At 67.6% G+C, this 14,568-nt stretch carries 14 protein-coding genes; 6 read left to right on the top strand and 8 right to left on the bottom strand.

The features are described 5' to 3' along the window. Positions 1-186: 186 nt before the first annotated feature. The 3 genes from argG to ACPTTC_RS29700 form a co-directional block, all read right to left on the bottom strand. Entirely contained in the window at positions 187-1,521 is a 1,335-nt protein-coding gene (argG, locus tag ACPTTC_RS29710) for an argininosuccinate synthase (protein WP_423395031.1), read from the bottom strand. 329 nt (positions 1,522-1,850) lie between these two features. Beyond that, positions 1,851-2,921 carry an FUSC family protein gene (locus ACPTTC_RS29705; protein ID WP_423395030.1) on the bottom strand — a complete coding sequence of 357 codons (1,071 nt, stop codon included), beginning with the start codon at positions 2,919-2,921 and terminating at the stop codon, positions 1,851-1,853. Between the two features lie 163 nt (positions 2,922-3,084). Next, the gene (locus ACPTTC_RS29700; protein ID WP_423395029.1) at positions 3,085-4,617 is read right to left on the bottom strand and encodes a sensor domain-containing diguanylate cyclase; all 1,533 of its coding nucleotides are present in this window, start codon (positions 4,615-4,617) and stop codon (positions 3,085-3,087) included. On the opposite strand from ACPTTC_RS29700, the gene ACPTTC_RS29695 reads away from it, so the two are divergent. The 5 genes from ACPTTC_RS29695 (at position 4,556) to ACPTTC_RS29675 (ending at position 9,308) form a co-directional block, all read left to right on the top strand. Next, on the top strand, positions 4,556-4,798 hold the full coding sequence (locus ACPTTC_RS29695) for a hypothetical protein (protein ID WP_226195288.1): 243 nt from the start codon (positions 4,556-4,558) through the stop codon (positions 4,796-4,798). The two genes, ACPTTC_RS29700 and ACPTTC_RS29695, sit on opposite strands and share 62 nt — an antisense overlap. Before the next feature lie 409 nt (positions 4,799-5,207). Beyond that, on the top strand, positions 5,208-6,743 hold the full coding sequence (locus ACPTTC_RS29690; RefSeq protein WP_423395028.1) for an amino acid permease: 1,536 nt from the start codon (positions 5,208-5,210) through the stop codon (positions 6,741-6,743). A 264-nt stretch (positions 6,744-7,007) separates the two neighbouring features. Then, positions 7,008-7,253 (top strand): DUF3717 domain-containing protein, encoded by a 246-nt coding sequence (locus ACPTTC_RS29685; RefSeq protein WP_175952226.1) that lies wholly within the window; start codon positions 7,008-7,010, stop codon positions 7,251-7,253. 197 nt (positions 7,254-7,450) lie between these two features. Then, positions 7,451-8,368 carry a LysR family transcriptional regulator gene (locus ACPTTC_RS29680; protein ID WP_175965782.1) on the top strand — a complete coding sequence of 306 codons (918 nt, stop codon included), beginning with the start codon at positions 7,451-7,453 and terminating at the stop codon, positions 8,366-8,368. Between the two features lie 109 nt (positions 8,369-8,477). Further along, a complete protein-coding gene (locus tag ACPTTC_RS29675) occupies positions 8,478-9,308 on the top strand; it encodes an alpha/beta fold hydrolase (protein ID WP_423395027.1) in 831 nt (276 codons plus the stop codon). Positions 9,309-9,345: 37 nt separating this feature from the next. Here ACPTTC_RS29675 and ACPTTC_RS29670 read toward each other — a convergent pair whose 3' ends face one another. Both ACPTTC_RS29670 and ACPTTC_RS29665 read right to left on the bottom strand, forming a co-directional pair. Beyond that, positions 9,346-9,699 carry a hypothetical protein gene (locus tag ACPTTC_RS29670; RefSeq protein WP_175952223.1) on the bottom strand — a complete coding sequence of 118 codons (354 nt, stop codon included), beginning with the start codon at positions 9,697-9,699 and terminating at the stop codon, positions 9,346-9,348. Between the two features lie 283 nt (positions 9,700-9,982). Beyond that, positions 9,983-10,603 carry a TetR/AcrR family transcriptional regulator gene (locus ACPTTC_RS29665; RefSeq protein WP_423395026.1) on the bottom strand — a complete coding sequence of 207 codons (621 nt, stop codon included), beginning with the start codon at positions 10,601-10,603 and terminating at the stop codon, positions 9,983-9,985. A gap of 94 nt (positions 10,604-10,697) precedes the next feature. On the opposite strand from ACPTTC_RS29665, the gene ACPTTC_RS29660 reads away from it, so the two are divergent. After that, complete coding sequence (locus tag ACPTTC_RS29660; protein ID WP_423395025.1) at positions 10,698-11,939, top strand: glycosyltransferase; 1,242 nt, start codon at positions 10,698-10,700, stop codon at positions 11,937-11,939. A gap of 15 nt (positions 11,940-11,954) precedes the next feature. On the opposite strand, the gene hutC is transcribed toward ACPTTC_RS29660, so the two are convergent. From hutC to ACPTTC_RS29645, 3 genes are all read right to left on the bottom strand, one after another. After that, positions 11,955-12,650, bottom strand: coding sequence for a histidine utilization repressor (gene hutC, locus ACPTTC_RS29655; protein ID WP_039349239.1), 696 nt, complete (start codon positions 12,648-12,650; stop codon positions 11,955-11,957). Positions 12,651-12,832: 182 nt separating this feature from the next. Beyond that, positions 12,833-13,960 carry a porin gene (locus ACPTTC_RS29650; RefSeq protein WP_423395024.1) on the bottom strand — a complete coding sequence of 376 codons (1,128 nt, stop codon included), beginning with the start codon at positions 13,958-13,960 and terminating at the stop codon, positions 12,833-12,835. A gap of 179 nt (positions 13,961-14,139) precedes the next feature. Continuing rightward, entirely contained in the window at positions 14,140-14,454 is a 315-nt protein-coding gene (locus ACPTTC_RS29645) for a hypothetical protein (RefSeq protein ID WP_423395023.1), read from the bottom strand. Positions 14,455-14,568 lie beyond the last annotated feature (114 nt).

The raw sequence follows: 14,568 nt of genomic DNA, 5'->3' as shown, positions 1-14,568 counted from the left end.
GACGCCGAATGTCACGGAGACGACTACGATGACAACGGGCCCGACGACTGCCGCGTCGAAATGACTTCCTTGCGAACGCCGGGTCGTGATTGCACCGCGCTGGATCCGGGTGCTTGAAGGGAGGGGGAGGGAGACATCCGACTTGCGGCCGGGCGGTCTCCCGCCCGGCCGTCAAGCCCAGGCGACTTACTTCTCGTCGCCCTTGATCTGCGGCAACGCCGACGATTCACCCGGCGTGAGCAAACCGACCTGCGTATAAACGCGCAGCTTGTCGCGCGTATCGGTGATGTCGAGGTTGCGCATCGTCAGCTGGCCGATCCGGTCGCGCGGCGAGAACGTCGACGCCACCTTCTCCATCGACAGGCGCTCCGGCTGATACGTGAGGTTCGGCGACTTCGTGCTCAGGATCGAGTAGTCGTTGCCGCGGCGCAGTTCGATCTTCACTTCGCCGGTGATCGCGCGTGCGACCCAGCGCTGCGCGGTTTCACGCAGCATGATCGCCTGCGGGTCGAACCAGCGGCCCTGGTACAGCAGGCGGCCGAGGCGGCGGCCGTTCTCGCGGTATTGCTCGATCGTGTCTTCGTTGTGGATGCCGGTGACGAGGCGCTCATACGCGATGTACAGCAGCGCGAGGCCCGGGGCTTCGTAGATGCCGCGGCTCTTCGCTTCGATGATCCGGTTCTCGATCTGGTCGCTCATGCCGAGGCCATGGCGGCCGCCGATGCGGTTCGCTTCCAGCAGCAGCTCGACCGGGTCGGTGAACTCGACGCCGTTCAGCGCGACCGGCTGGCCGGCCTCGAAGCGCACCGTCACTTCTTCCGCGGCGATCTTCACGTCGTCGCGCCAGAACGCGACGCCCATGATCGGGTTCACGATCTTGATGCCGCTTTCGAGGCTTTCCAGATCCTTCGCCTCGTGCGTCGCGCCGAGCAGGTTCGAATCGGTCGAATAGGCCTTCTCGGCCGACATCTTGTACGCGAAACCGGCCTGGTTCATGAATTCGGACATTTCGGCACGGCCGCCGAGCTCGTCGATGAACGTCTGGTCGAGCCACGGCTTGTAGATCTTCAGATCCGGGTTCACGAGCAGGCCGTAGCGGTAGAAGCGCTCGATGTCGTTGCCCTTGTACGTGCTGCCGTCGCCCCAGATGTTGACGCCGTCTTCCTTCATTGCGGCGACGAGCATCGTGCCCGTCACGGCGCGGCCGATCGGCGTGGTGTTGAAGTACGTGACGCCGGCCGTCGTGATGTGGAACGCGCCGCTTTGCAGCGCGGCGATGCCTTCGGCGACGAGCTGCGCGCGGCAGTCGATCAGGCGGGCGCCGGCTGCGCCGTATTCGATCGCGCGTTTCGGGATCGCGTCGTAATCGTCTTCGTCGGGCTGGCCGAGGTTCGCCGTGTATGCGTACGGGACGGCGCCCTTGAGTTTCATCCAGTGCAGCGCTGCGCTGGTGTCCAGGCCGCCGGAGAAGGCGATACCGACCTTCTGGCCGGTCGGGAGGCTTTCGAGAATCGTGCTCATAGGAATTACCGTGGATTGAAGCCGGTGGGATCGTATTTCGCGGAATATGCGAGTATCGGCTGTCCGGAAGGTTGGGGCAAGGGTTGATTTTCGCGCGGAACCGTCGTCGGGCCTGTCGCGGCGGGCCTGGCGGGCGGTGAGCCGGGTGGAGAACGCCGCGCGAGCCGGCGCGAAATCGCCGTAAAAACAGGCGCCGATGAGCCCGGCCGCGGGCCGTGCTTCCGGGGCCGGATCGGCCGAAAGGCGGGGCTTCCGGCGTCAGGATGCCGGCTCGCCGCCATGAAAGACAAACGAAAGAATGGCGCGCGAAGCCCGGCGTCCCGCGAACGTCAGATGTTCCATGACTGCGCGGTGTCGAGCAGCTTCTCGCGCAACTGGTCGACTTCCCCGGCCAGCTTGGCCGTGATCGACACGTAGCCGGACAACTGCGGCGGCGGAGCGTCGTGCGGCGGGTCGGCCGGCCGGCGGCGCGGCGAGAGCCGGCTCGGCGTGCCGAACTTGAGCGCGCGGCTCGCGCCGACCAGCGTGTCGCGGATGCGCCGGTTCATGCCCTTCATGTCGACGCGCATGTATTCGCGGGCCGCGATGTCGTCGCGGGCCGGCACCGCGCTCGACAGGATCTCCAGATAGCCGATGCACAGGCGCAGGCTGCGCTGGATCGCCTCGAGCTGTGCCATCGACGTCTCGCATTCCTTCGACACCGACGGCATCAGCGAACGCAGCTGCACGAGCAGCGCGCTCAGCGCGGCCATTTCCTTCAGGTGCGCGTCGTCGCTGATCGGGCGGTCGCCGGCGAGCCGCGCATGCACGGCCGCGCACGCGCGCAGCGCATCGGCGAGCTTGTAGCGCCACGAGTAGGTGGCATACAGCGGCAGCGCGAACGAGAACGCCAGCGCGATCGCGATGCCGGTCAGCACGTTCACCGCGCGCCACAGGCCGTCGACGATCTCGTTGTCGCCGTGCCCGGCGACGATCACCATCGTGATCGCCGACAACAGCGCGATATAGCCGGCCTTGCCGATCGCGTGATACGCGCAGATACCGCATGCGAGCGCCATCAGCAGGTAGATCGCGAACGGTGCGTGCACGAACGAATACAGCAGGATCAGCCCGAGCCCCGCGAGTGCGCCGATCGACGTGCCGAGCGCGCGCTCGGCGGCCTTCTTGCGGATGTTGCCGTGATGTTGCAGGCCGCCGACGACGATCAGCACGGTGATCGTCGACCATTCGCCGTGCGGCACGTTCAGTCCGGTGGACAGCGCGATCGACACGAGAATCGCGAGCGAGACGCGCGCCGCATGGATCAGCTTCGCGTGCCGGTAGCGGCGATACGGGTCGAGCAGCGGGCGGAGCGCGTTGCGCAGGAGCGGCGGCAGCCGGGTAGGGAGCGGGGTGGTCATGGCGGAGCTGGAGTGGCCGGAACGCGCACGGCGGCCTGCGCGGGCCGGCGCCGCGCCGCGTGCGCAGCAGACGTAACGCTAGCCGAACGCGGGAGGGCTGTCCACGGCGAGGTCAGCCGGCCCGGCCGGCCGCCGCGCGACTTCACGGCACGTCATGGCGGCGTCATGCGTCGGCGGCGCTCGGCTGCGCCTCCAGCACGCGGTTGCGGCCGCCGGACTTCGCGCGGTACAGCGCCTCGTCGGCACGCCGCAGCAGCGTCGCGGCGTTCAGGCGGCCGTTGGCCGAGGTGGCCGCGCCGATGCTTGCGGTCACACGCCCGTACGGGCTTTTCGCGTGCTCGATGCCAAGCGCCACGATCGCGCGCCGGATGCTCTCGGCGACGGTCATCGCGCCTTGTGCATCGGTGTCGGGCAGCGTGACGACGAATTCCTCGCCGCCGTAGCGCGCGACGTGATCGCTGTCGCGGCGCAGGCAGCGCGATGCGGTCTGCGCGACGCGCCGCAGCACGTCGTCGCCGGCCGGGTGGCCGTAGTAGTCGTTGAACGCCTTGAAGTGATCGACGTCGACGAACAGCACCGACAGCGGGCGGCCGCTGCGCGACGCACGCTGCGCCTCCTTCGTGAGCACCATGTCGAACGTGCCGCGGTTGTCGAGGCCCGTCAGCGCATCGGTGTGCGCGAGCCGGTACAGCTTCGATTCGGCGACCTGCCGGCGCTTGAGTTCGCGCGACAGCGCCAGCGAACCCCACGCGATGAACCCGGTGAACAGGCACATCAGCACGACGATCCAGATCGCGCGATGGTGCCACGACGCGTAGATGTCGATCTCGGCGGGCGCGACGTCGACGATCAGCGGCAGGCCGGCGAGATGCTTGTAAACATAGATGCGCCGGATGCCGTCGATCGCGCCGACCCCGGTCAGCACGCCGTCGCGGGCGCGCTGCGAGTCGATGAAGAGCGCCGAGTCGTGCAGGTCGAGGCCGACCACATGCGGGTCGTACGGCAGGCGCGACACGAGCGTGCCGTTGTCCTCGACGATCGCCGCGCTGCCGTGCTTGCCGACCGCGAGGCCGTCGAGCAGCGCACGGAAATAGTCGATGCTGAGCGTACCGACGACGATGCCGGCGAACGTGCCGTCGGGCCCGTTGATCCGGCGGCTGAGGGCGATCGTCAATGCGCCGCCGCGTAGCCGGGCGGCATACGGCTTGCTGATGTAGAGGCCCTGCGCGAGCCCGTCGCGATGCACGGCGAAATAGTCGCGGTCGGCGAAATTGCCTTGCCGTGCGGGCGACGCGCTCGAATCGATCACGATATTGCCGTGCGCATCCATCACGAAGATCGACCCGAGATACTCGCCGGTCGCCGCGCGGTCGAACAGCAGCCGGTGGCGCTGGCGCGGCGGCAAGGTCGTCAGTTCCGGGTCGGCCATGCCGTCGACGACGTTCTGCAGCGACAAATCGTAGAGTTCGATATTGCGCGCGATATCGCGTTCGATCAGCAGCATCAGGTTGCGTGCATTTTCGACCGCATGGTCATATGCATCGCGCCGCGTCTCGATTAAAAGCGACGTGGAAAGCCCCCAGCTGAACATCAGCAGCACGATCCCCGCGACGAGCACGCCGCGGGGCGACAGAATGCGTGCCACGATCGACGCGGTATGGCGGCGCAGCGCGGCGGGCAGCGTGAATGACTTCATCCTCGAGGGTGGCGGGCGGCGGATTTTCGCGTCGTCGGCGATTCCGTACGCTGTTTATTTTGAATCGGGCCGCATTATCTCGCGAATTCCTGACATTCGCGTGCACATGCAAAACATGCATGCGGAGACGGCGATTCTGGCGTGTTACGCATCATTACTGCTTTACTTGCACATGATTTGATTTGAATCAATCGCCAATATCGGTTGTATTGTCTGAATAATCCCGTGATTACCCGGCCATTATGAATGCTGACGCGGTATCGGGAGGATGGCGACGGGACAGTGAAGAACCGCCGGGCGGATCGGCGCACCGGATAACCATCCGTCGCGCGGGGGTTTCGAGCCGGCCTGCGACGGCGGCCCGGTTCGGCGCGGCCAACCCCTTGATTCTGCGAAATCTCCGCGGCGGCGGCGGGCGGCGGCACCTGCGCTGTCCCCGTGACGAATCAGGTAGAATCCGCGCTTCGCCGCAGGCGCCCGCCGCGCAACGCGTATCGGGGCCGCATCGAATGCATCGCAGGACGCGCCCCGCGCTCCGATTCCGCATGCGCCGGCTACGGATGCCGGCCCGCTCAACGTACGTCTTGTTTATGTCCGCCATTCCGAAATCCGACCCATCCGGTTCGCCAGCGAACCCACCCAAGCTTCATCGCGCGCTGAAGGCGCGCCACCTGACGATGATCGCCATCGGCGGCTCGATCGGCACGGGCCTGTTCGTCGCGTCCGGCGCGTCGATCTCGCAGGCCGGCCCCGGCGGCGCGATGGTCGCGTACATGGCGATCGGCCTGATGGTCTATTTCCTGATGACGAGCCTGGGCGAGATGGCCGCGTTCATGCCGGTGTCGGGCTCGTTCGCGACCTACGGCGCGAAATACGTGGACGAAGGCTTCGGCTTCGCGCTTGGCTGGAACTACTGGTACAACTGGGCCGTCACGATCGCGGTGGAGCTCGTCGCCGCGCAGCTCGTGATGCACTACTGGTTTCCGGACGTGCCGGGCGTGTGGTGGAGCGCGGCGTTCCTCGGCGTGATGTTCCTGCTCAACGCGCTGACCGTGCGCGGCTTCGGCGAAGCCGAATACTGGTTCGCGCTGATCAAGGTCGTCACCGTGGTCGCGTTCATCGGCGTCGGCCTGCTGATGATCTTCGGCATTCTGAAAGGGGCGCCGAGTAACGGCTGGGGCAACCTGACGATCGGCGACGCGCCGTTCGCGGGCGGCCTGCCGGCGCTGATGGGCGTCGCGATGATCGCGGGCTTCTCGTTCCAGGGCACCGAGCTGATCGGCGTCGCGGCCGGCGAATCGGAAAACCCGCGCACGACGATCCCGCGCGCGGTGCGCCAGGTGTTCTGGCGCATCCTGCTGTTCTACGTGTTCGCGATCTTCGTGATCGGCGTGCTGATCCCCTATACCGACCCGAACCTGCTGAAGACGGATGTCACCGACATCGGCGTGAGCCCGTTCACGCTGGTGTTCCGCCACGCCGGCCTCGCGTTTGCCGCCGGCGTGATGAACGCGGTGATCCTGACGGCCGTGCTGTCGGCCGGCAACTCGGGCATGTACGCGTCCACGCGGATGCTCTACAACCTCGCGACCGAAGGCCGCGCGCCGAAGATCTTCGCGAAGCTGTCGCGCGGCGGCGTGCCGCGCAACGCGCTGTATGCGACGACGGCCGTCGGCGCCTTGTGCTTCTTCACGTCGCTGTACGGCGACAAGACCGTGTACCTGTGGCTGCTGAACACGTCGGGGATGACGGGCTTCATCGCGTGGCTCGGCATCGCGGTCAGCCACTACCGGTTCCGCAAGGGCTACGTGAAGCAGGGCTACGCGCTCGACCAGCTGCCGTACCAGTCGAAGTGGTTCCCGTTCGGCCCGCTGTTCGCGTTCGTGCTGTGCCTCGTGATCGCGCTCGGCCAGGACTATCAGGCGTTCCTCGCGAACCGGATCGACTGGGCCGGCGTGGCCGCGACCTATGTCGGCATTCCGCTGTTCCTCGTCGTGTGGCTCGGCTTCCGGTTCCTGAAGAAGAGCCGTTTCGTGCGCTACGAAGACATGGAAATCGCGCCGTGGATCGCCGCAAGCCGCGGCGTGCAGCGGCAGCCGGTGGCGAACCGCGAAACCGCGAGCTGACGCGGGCGCGGCACCTGGCCGCGTGACCTGCGACGAAACGGGAAGCCTCGCGCTTCCCGTTTTTTTTGCCCGGCTTTTGCCTGCACGGGGTCAAAGCCGGTTATATTGCCCGACCCTACCGGGCCACGGCCCGGCCGGCGCGAGGCGCGCGGCGCGGATCGGCATCCGGCGCGCGCGGCGTGCGGCGGCCGGCGCGCGGCCCGGCGTTTTCATCGTTCCATCCGGGCCGATACGGCCCGCGGAGCGCGCAACCCAGAGGAATCCATGAGCGCATCACCCGCCGAGCGGAAGGCCGAACCCGTTTCCATCGTGCGACTCGAAGCCGCGATCAACGCGTGGCGCGAAGTGTACCCGCCGGCTCCGGACGGCGAGGACGGCTACGCGCTCGACGCCGGCAGCAATTGCCTCGCCGAGCTGTACGGCACGATGATCTGCTACAAGCTGCCGGACGTGCCGCTCGACTCGCTGAGCGACGCGCAGCGCGACGCGCTCTACGCGACCGAGGTGTGACGGACGGCGCGTTGCGCCGCCGCGCCGCCGCGCCGCCGCGCCGCGGCGTCGATGAAACAACGGGAAGCTCGCGGGCTTCCCGTTTTGCTTTGGGCGGCGCGGGGCCGCGCGCGTGGCGGTTTGCGCCGCCTGCGGTATCGTGACGACATCATCCGGCCGGGGTTGCGCGCCGGATCGCTGTCCGGGAGGCATCGAACATGGAGTTGAGACACCTCCGCTACTTCGTCGCGGTCGCCGAAGAGCGGAATTTCACGCGGGCGGCCGAGCGGCTGCATATCGCGCAGCCGCCGCTGAGCCGGCAGATCCAGCAGCTCGAGGAAGCGCTCGGCGTGCCGCTGTTCGAGCGCAACGCGCGGCCGCTGAAGCTGACCGACGCGGGGCGCTTCTTCTATTCGCACGCGGTGCAGCTGCTCGCGCAGACGGCCGAGCTCGAATCGATGACGAAGCGGGTCGGCAAGATCGAGCGCAGCATGTCGGTCGGCTTCGTCGGTTCGACGCTGTACGGGATGCTGCCGAAGATCATCCGGCGCTTTCGCAGCGAATACCCGGCCGTCGAGCTGAGCCTGCACGAGATGTCGACGATGGACCAGATCAAGGCGCTGAAGGAAGGGCGCATCGACGTCGGGTTCGGGCGCATCCGCCACGAGGATCCGAGCGTGCGGCGCGTCGTGCTGCGCGAGGAGCGGATGATCGTCGCGCTGCCGGTCGGCCATGTGCTCGACAGCGCGAAGCCCGTGCTGTCGCTGCACGATCTCGTGAACGACACGCTGATCATCTTTCCGAAGGCGCCGCGCCCGAGCTATGCGGACCAGGTGCTCGCGGCCTTTCACGACCGGGCGTTGCAGCCGCGCAAGATCTACGAGACGCGCGAACTGCAGATCGCGCTCGGCCTCGTCGCGATGGGCGAGGGCGTGTCGGTCGTGCCGCACAGCGTGTACGGCCTGAAGCGCGACGACATCAGCTACAAGCCGCTCGACGATCCGAACCTCGTGTCGCCCATCATCATGAGCATGCGGATGCTCGACGAATCGGAGGACATCCGCGCGATGCAGGCGCTGATCTACCGGCTGTACGACGAGGCGCAGATGGAGTATCTGCCGCCGCAGCCCGAATGAACGCGCGGGCGGTGGGGGCATGCTTGACGCCGTGTGCGGGCGCGGGCCAGCATCGCAGGATCCGATACGGCCACCGAGGGGCGGCCGCTTTCATGCAGACGACAGACCCATGACCGATACCCTGATCGAGGAGACCACCGTCGAGACGCCGCAAGGGCGCCTCTTCGCGAAACGCTGGCGCGGCGGCCCGGCGCAACGGGCGGCGGGGGCGGCGAAGCCGTACGCCCCCGAGCCGGCCGCACCGATCGTGCTGCTGCACGATTCGCTGGGCTGCGTCGAACTGTGGCGCGACTTTCCCGCGCAGCTTGCGAGCGCCACGCAGCGCGACGTGATCGCGTACGATCGCCTCGGCTTCGGTCGTTCCGATCGCCATCCGGGGAAACTCGCCACGACGTTCGTGCGCGACGAGGCCGATCACGCGTTCGCGGCGCTGCTCGAACAACTGGGCGTCGGCGCGTTCGTCGCGCTCGGGCACAGCGTTGGCGGCGGGATGGCGGTCGGGTGCGCCGCCGCGCATCCGGCGCGTTGCCGCGCGCTCGTGACGATCGCCGCGCAGGCGTTCGTCGAGGATCGCACGCTGGCCGGCATTCGCGGCGCGGCGCAGCAGTTCGACGAACCGGGCCAGCTCGACCGGCTCGCGCGCTATCACGGCGACAAGGCCGAATGGGTGCTGCGCGCGTGGGTCGACACGTGGCTGTCGCCGGCTTTCCGCGACTGGAATCTCGACGACGCATTGCCGCGCGTGTCATGCGCGACGCTCGCGATTCACGGCGAAGACGACGAATACGGGTCCGATGTGCATCCGAAGCGGATCGCCGCGGGCGTCGCGGGGCCGTCATCGTATCTGCTGCTCGGCCAGTGCGGGCACATGCCGCACCGCGAGCGAACCGGCGACGTGCTGGCCGCCGTGACGACGTTCCTGCGCGACGCGCTCGCCTGAGCGTTGCCGCCGCCGGCGGGCATGCGCCCGCCGGTCATCAGAACGCGAGCTGGATCGCGAGATCGATCGCGAGCAGCGCGATCGAGCAGCCGATCCCGAGGACCACGTTCGGCAGCCGGTGCTCGAAGTCGCGATGATCCTTGCGCATCGCGGCGCCGAGCAGGAAGATCGCCTCGACGACGATCTGCAGCCCGACGAACAGCAGCATCAGCAGATACTCGTAACCCATCTGCTTGAACGCGGCGAATTGCATCCCGTGATCCCGGATCCATTGGCCGACCCGCAGGAGTTCGTACACGAACAGCAACGCGGGAAACAGGTAGCTGATGAAATAGGTCGGCGCGGTGGCGTGCCGTAGTTCGAGGTGGAAATGCTGATGCGTGGTGGTCATCACGAATCCCTCCTTGCAACGCATGATTGCGATCGCGACGGCGGCGCGACAACGTGCAAACGAAGGGAATACCCGAAGCGTCGTGCGCAGCCGTACGACATCAGCATACTGCTGCACGGGAAATTTGGCATGCGATGTGTGCGTTCGTCGTAAAAATGCATCTGCGCCGCGCATCTGTCGCGCCGTCTTTGCCGGATGCGCCGGATTCGTCGCCTGCGGAATGGCGGTCGTCCACATCGGGCGCTTGCGATCCGGTGAACGCGTGACCGGCCACCGGCGCCGCTCAGTCTTTCGCTTCCGCGCCTTCGACAAACAGCTTCGCAACCGCCTGGAACTCCCGTTTCAGCGACAACCCCGGCACGGTCAGCCAGCGCAGCATCGCCGCGAGATACAGGTGATGGAACCACGTCGCGAGCTGGTCGGCGCGCAGCGCGCGGTTCAGTTCGCCGGATTGCTGGCCGGCTGCGATCAGTTGCTGCCACACGAGCGCGATATCGCTGCCGTGTTCTCCGCCGCTTTCCGGTTCGACCGCGCCGATGCTCAGGAAGCGATGGCGCAAATACGCAAGCAGGTAGGCGGGATGCTGTTCGCACCACGCAGCCGACGCATCGAGCACGCAGCCGATGCGTGACGCGAAGGTCTTGCGCCGCGCGACGTCGCGCTGCAGATGCGCGAGGTCGCGTGCGAGTTCACCTTCGAGCCAGTGCGCGAGCACGGCTTCCTTCGTTGCAAAGTGGTTGTACAGCGTGCGCTTCGCGACATCGGCCTGCGCGGCGATCTGTTCCATCGTGACGGCTTCGTAGCCGTGCGCGTCGAACAGGCGTGCGCCGGTGGCGGCGAGATGCGCAAGCATCTGGATGCGCTTGCGCGCGCGGCGGCCCGGATCGTCGGTCGGAGTCGGCATGGCGAGGGATTGACTGAAAGTGCACGAGATGCATTAGTATACGACGTGCACTTTTATGAATCCACCCGTTGCCGCCGTGCTCGAGGAGTCACGCATGAAGCTCGTCATCGCCACCTACGGCACCGAAGGCGACACGCGCCCGCTCGCGGCGCTCGGCCGTGCGCTGATCGATGCCGGCCACGAGGTTCGGCTGCTGGCCGATGCGGCGACGCTCGGCGCGGCCGCCGCGCTCGGCGTGCCGTCGGCGCCGTTGCCCGGTGATATCCGCCGCGCGATTGCGCCGGACGGCGCATTGGCGGATGTCGTGCGCGGGCGTGGTGGTTTCAACGATACGTCGAAGGCGCTCGCGGCGATCGCCAATGCGAACACGGCCGCATGGATGCGGGAAATCGCGGCCGCGTCGGCAGGCTGCGACGCGATCCTCGTGTCGGGGCTGGCGTCGTTCGTCGGCTTGTCGGTCGCCGAGTATCGCGGTGTGCCGGCGATCGGCGCCGGCATGATCGCGATCACCCCCACGGCGGCATTCGCGTCGCCGTTCCTGCCGCCGGGGACGCTGCCGCGCTGGCTGAACCGCGCGAGCCACCGGCTCGTGAATGCGCTGTTGTGGCAGGCGTTCAGGAAGGCGACGAATGCGGCGCGCGCGAGCGTGTGCGGGTTGCCGCCGCGCAAGCCTGTGTGGACCGATCATCCGATGCTGTACGGCGTGTCGTCGGCGCTGCTTGGCGGCCCGGGCGACTGGCCGTCGAATGTGCAGGCCTGCGGCCAGTGGCGAATCGATGCGCGTGCATGGGAGCCGCCGCCCGATCTTTCGGCCTTTCTCGACGCGGGCGATCGGCCCGTGTACGTCGGTTTCGGCAGCATGGCCGGCTTCGATCGCGCCGCCATGGTCGAGGCGCTTACGCGTGCGCTCGCCGGCCGCCGCGCGCTGTTCTATCCGGGCTGGAGCGGCATCGACGCATCGATGCTGCCGGCGCACGTTCACGTGATCGGCGAGACACCGCATGACCGGCTGTTCCCGCGCGTCTCGATGGCGCTTCATCACGGCGGATCGGGCACCACGCATTCGGCGGCGCGGGCCGGCATTCCGTCGGTCGTCGTGCCGTTCGCGGGCGATCAGTTCTTCTGGGCGAACCGGCTGCAACGGCTCGGCGTGGCGGCTGCGCCGGTCGCGGGGCGGCGCGTGGACGCCGCCGCGCTGGCGCGGGCCATCGCGTTTGCCGAACGGGACGAAACGAAAGCGCGCGCGATGGAACTCGGCGCGCGCGTCGCGCAAGAGGAAGGCTTGAAGCGGGCCGTCAGCGCGATCGAGCGATGGGGGCGGCCGGGCGCGCGGTAAGCCCGCGCATCCACGTCAGAAATGCCCGGTGAACCGGTAACGGCTGCCCGGGTGCCACAGATTGGCGACCGACGCGACCATCCCCTGCGACCACGTGCGCCGATGCAGCAGCAGGCAGGGTTCGCGGTCGTCCATCGTCAGGTGGCGGCGCGTTTCGGTGTCGGGCATCGCGGCCTCGATCCGGTATTCGACGCGCTGCAGCGGCGCGACGCGCGTCAGGTACTGGTTCGGGGTCGTGGTCGTGAAATCCTGCAACGCATACTCGGGCGCGCAGGCCGGATTGACCCAGCGTTCCTCGAGCTGCACGGGCGTGTCGTTCTCGAAGTGCAGCACGCGCGAATGGAAGATCGGGCTGCCCGTGTCGATCTGCAGCTCGTCGGCAAGCTTCGCATCGGCGACGGCCGCGCCCACCTGCAGCACCTGCGCGCGATAGCCGTGACCGCGCGCGGCGACTTCGTCCGAGATGCTGCGGATCGCGACGAGCGTCGATTCGTACTTCGGCGACGCGACGTACGTGCCGGAGCCGCGCGTGCGCGTGAGCACCTGCTCGGCGGTCAGTTCGCGCAGCGCGCGATTGACGGTCATCCGCGCGACGTTGAATTCGCGCGCCAGCTCGTTCTCCGACGGCACCTGGTCGCCTTCCGCCCACTCGCCGGCATGAATGCGCGCGAGGATGAAGTCCTTGATTTCCTGATAGATCGGTGTGGTCATGGGATCACGATTCCAGAGTCGGCAGCGGCCCGCCGCCGAATGCCGATCCGGCGCGCGCCCGGCGCCGAGTGTACCGGTTTCGCGGGCGCGCGGGCCCGGATTCCCCGAATGATCCCTGTTCGGCCGGCGCGCGTCCATGCGGGATTGCACAGAGCGGCCGGCCGTCGGCGGCCGGCGTGCGGTCAGAACCGATGCCGGATGCCGACCGTCCCGACCACCTGCGTGTTGGTCGACGAAGCCGCGAGCCCCGTGACGTTCGCGAAGCCGAGCGTCGCGCCCGACGGCACGCCGAACTGGTGCTGGTACACGGTTTCCGCGTACACGTCGGTGCGCTTGCTCAGCGCGTAGTCGGCCATCAGCGTCACCTGATGCCATTTCGGCCGATGGCTGCCGGTTGTGTCGTCGTAGCGGCCGTTGGTGAACGTATAGGCGCCCGCGAACGAGACGGCCGGCGTCAGCGCATAGCGCGCGTTGACCTCGAAGTTGTCGAAGCGCAGCGCATTCAGCGCGCCGGGCAGCGACGACGCGGCCGTTTCATCGAACATCGAATGCGTCCACAGCGCGCCGACCGTCAGCCGGTCGAACGCGTAGCTGCCGCCCGCGCCCATCACGCGCTGGCGCACCGCCGGGAAGTTCGGCCCGTCGTTGTTCGACAGCGCACCGCCGGCCGTCAGCCCGCCGCGGTTGAGCTGCAGGTACGCGGCGCCGAGGCTGACCGGCCCGTTCGCGTACGACACGCCCGCACTGTACGCGCGGTTGTTCGCGAAGCCGCCGGCCGCGTTGCTGAACCCGTACAGGCCGCCGAACTGCCAGCCGGCGAGCGTCGGGCTCGTGTATTTCACCGCATTGTCGATGTAGAACGAATCGTCGATGTTGTCGTTGTCGAACGGATGCGACGCGAGGTTGTTGCCGTCGCCGTTGTTCGCCATCGCGAGCGGGCCGAGATAGTCGACCACGGCGTCGTACTGCCGGCCGAGCGTCAAGGCACCGTACTGGTCGCTCTGCAGGCCGACATACGCGCGGCGGCCGAACATTGTGTTCTTGTAGGACTGCGTGCCGTTGTTCAGGTTGAAGCCGTTTTCGAGGCGGAACAGCGCATGCAGGCCGCCGCCGAGATCCTCGTTGCCGCTCAGGCCGAAGACCGTATTCGACAGCAGGCCGCTGCCTTGCTGCCACGCGCTTTTACCCGACTGGTTGTTCGTATAGACGATACCCGCATCCAGCATCCCGTAGAGCGTGACGCTGCTTTGCGCATGCGCGGCCGCGCTGAGGAAAGCGAGGGAGAGGGTACCGACGACTGCTTTTTTCATTGTGAGTGCTTCCTGGAAAAACCCGTCGCGACGGGAACGACGATCCGGCGCGCGCACCGGTGGCGAACAGGCGCGGCTCGTGACGAACCGCGCGCGTTCGCCCCGCAGACGCGCGTTCGAATCGATGAAAGGGGAGCGGGCGCGTGACGCGGGTCACGCGCGGCCGCAACGGACGCCGGCTAGTGCTGCAGCAGGCGGATCGTGCCGAACTCGGCGGCCGGCAGCAGGCGGAGGATCGACAGGATGGCGGGCGACGCCTGCGACCGCGCCACTTCGAGCTCGATGCATGCGCGCCCGGTGCGGTTGTCGATCGCGGCTGTATAGAAATTGAGCGCGGTGCCGACCGCCTGGTGCAGCAGGCGCCGCACGACGGCGAGGTTGTCCGATTCGACGCGGATCGACAGCAGCACGTGTTCGTCGGCCGGGGACCGGCGCCGCGCACGAACGGGCGGCAGGTCGCGTGAAGCGGCGGTTTCGGTAAGGGGCGGTTTCATGCTGGCACCCCGGGTCGCGTCGTGCTCCGCATCGCGAAGATCTCGTCTTGGACATGCCGCCCATTCTAGGAATCGCGATGACGATACGGTGTATAGACTCGACCCGGCCCTGAA

This window comes from Burkholderia mycopellens, from assembly GCF_964265025.1.
Classification (GTDB): Bacteria; Pseudomonadota; Gammaproteobacteria; order Burkholderiales; family Burkholderiaceae; genus Burkholderia.
Note: the sequence above shows the minus strand (reverse complement) of the source record. Positions and strands in the feature narration are given on the sequence as shown.

Coding starts and splice junctions, on each gene's coding strand:
- argG (WP_423395031.1), bottom strand. CDS start 1,521: ATGAGCACGATTCTCGAAAGCCTCCCGACCGGCCAGAAGGTCGGTATC.
- ACPTTC_RS29705 (WP_423395030.1), bottom strand. CDS start 2,921: ATGACCACCCCGCTCCCTACCCGGCTGCCGCCGCTCCTGCGCAACGCG.
- ACPTTC_RS29695 (WP_226195288.1), top strand. CDS start 4,556: ATGCGTGCCACGATCGACGCGGTATGGCGGCGCAGCGCGGCGGGCAGC.
- ACPTTC_RS29700 (WP_423395029.1), bottom strand. CDS start 4,617: ATGAAGTCATTCACGCTGCCCGCCGCGCTGCGCCGCCATACCGCGTCG.
- ACPTTC_RS29690 (WP_423395028.1), top strand. CDS start 5,208: ATGTCCGCCATTCCGAAATCCGACCCATCCGGTTCGCCAGCGAACCCA.
- ACPTTC_RS29685 (WP_175952226.1), top strand. CDS start 7,008: ATGAGCGCATCACCCGCCGAGCGGAAGGCCGAACCCGTTTCCATCGTG.
- ACPTTC_RS29680 (WP_175965782.1), top strand. CDS start 7,451: ATGGAGTTGAGACACCTCCGCTACTTCGTCGCGGTCGCCGAAGAGCGG.
- ACPTTC_RS29675 (WP_423395027.1), top strand. CDS start 8,478: ATGACCGATACCCTGATCGAGGAGACCACCGTCGAGACGCCGCAAGGG.
- ACPTTC_RS29670 (WP_175952223.1), bottom strand. CDS start 9,699: ATGACCACCACGCATCAGCATTTCCACCTCGAACTACGGCACGCCACC.
- ACPTTC_RS29665 (WP_423395026.1), bottom strand. CDS start 10,603: ATGCCGACTCCGACCGACGATCCGGGCCGCCGCGCGCGCAAGCGCATC.
- ACPTTC_RS29660 (WP_423395025.1), top strand. CDS start 10,698: ATGAAGCTCGTCATCGCCACCTACGGCACCGAAGGCGACACGCGCCCG.
- hutC (WP_039349239.1), bottom strand. CDS start 12,650: ATGACCACACCGATCTATCAGGAAATCAAGGACTTCATCCTCGCGCGC.
- ACPTTC_RS29650 (WP_423395024.1), bottom strand. CDS start 13,960: ATGAAAAAAGCAGTCGTCGGTACCCTCTCCCTCGCTTTCCTCAGCGCG.
- ACPTTC_RS29645 (WP_423395023.1), bottom strand. CDS start 14,454: ATGAAACCGCCCCTTACCGAAACCGCCGCTTCACGCGACCTGCCGCCC.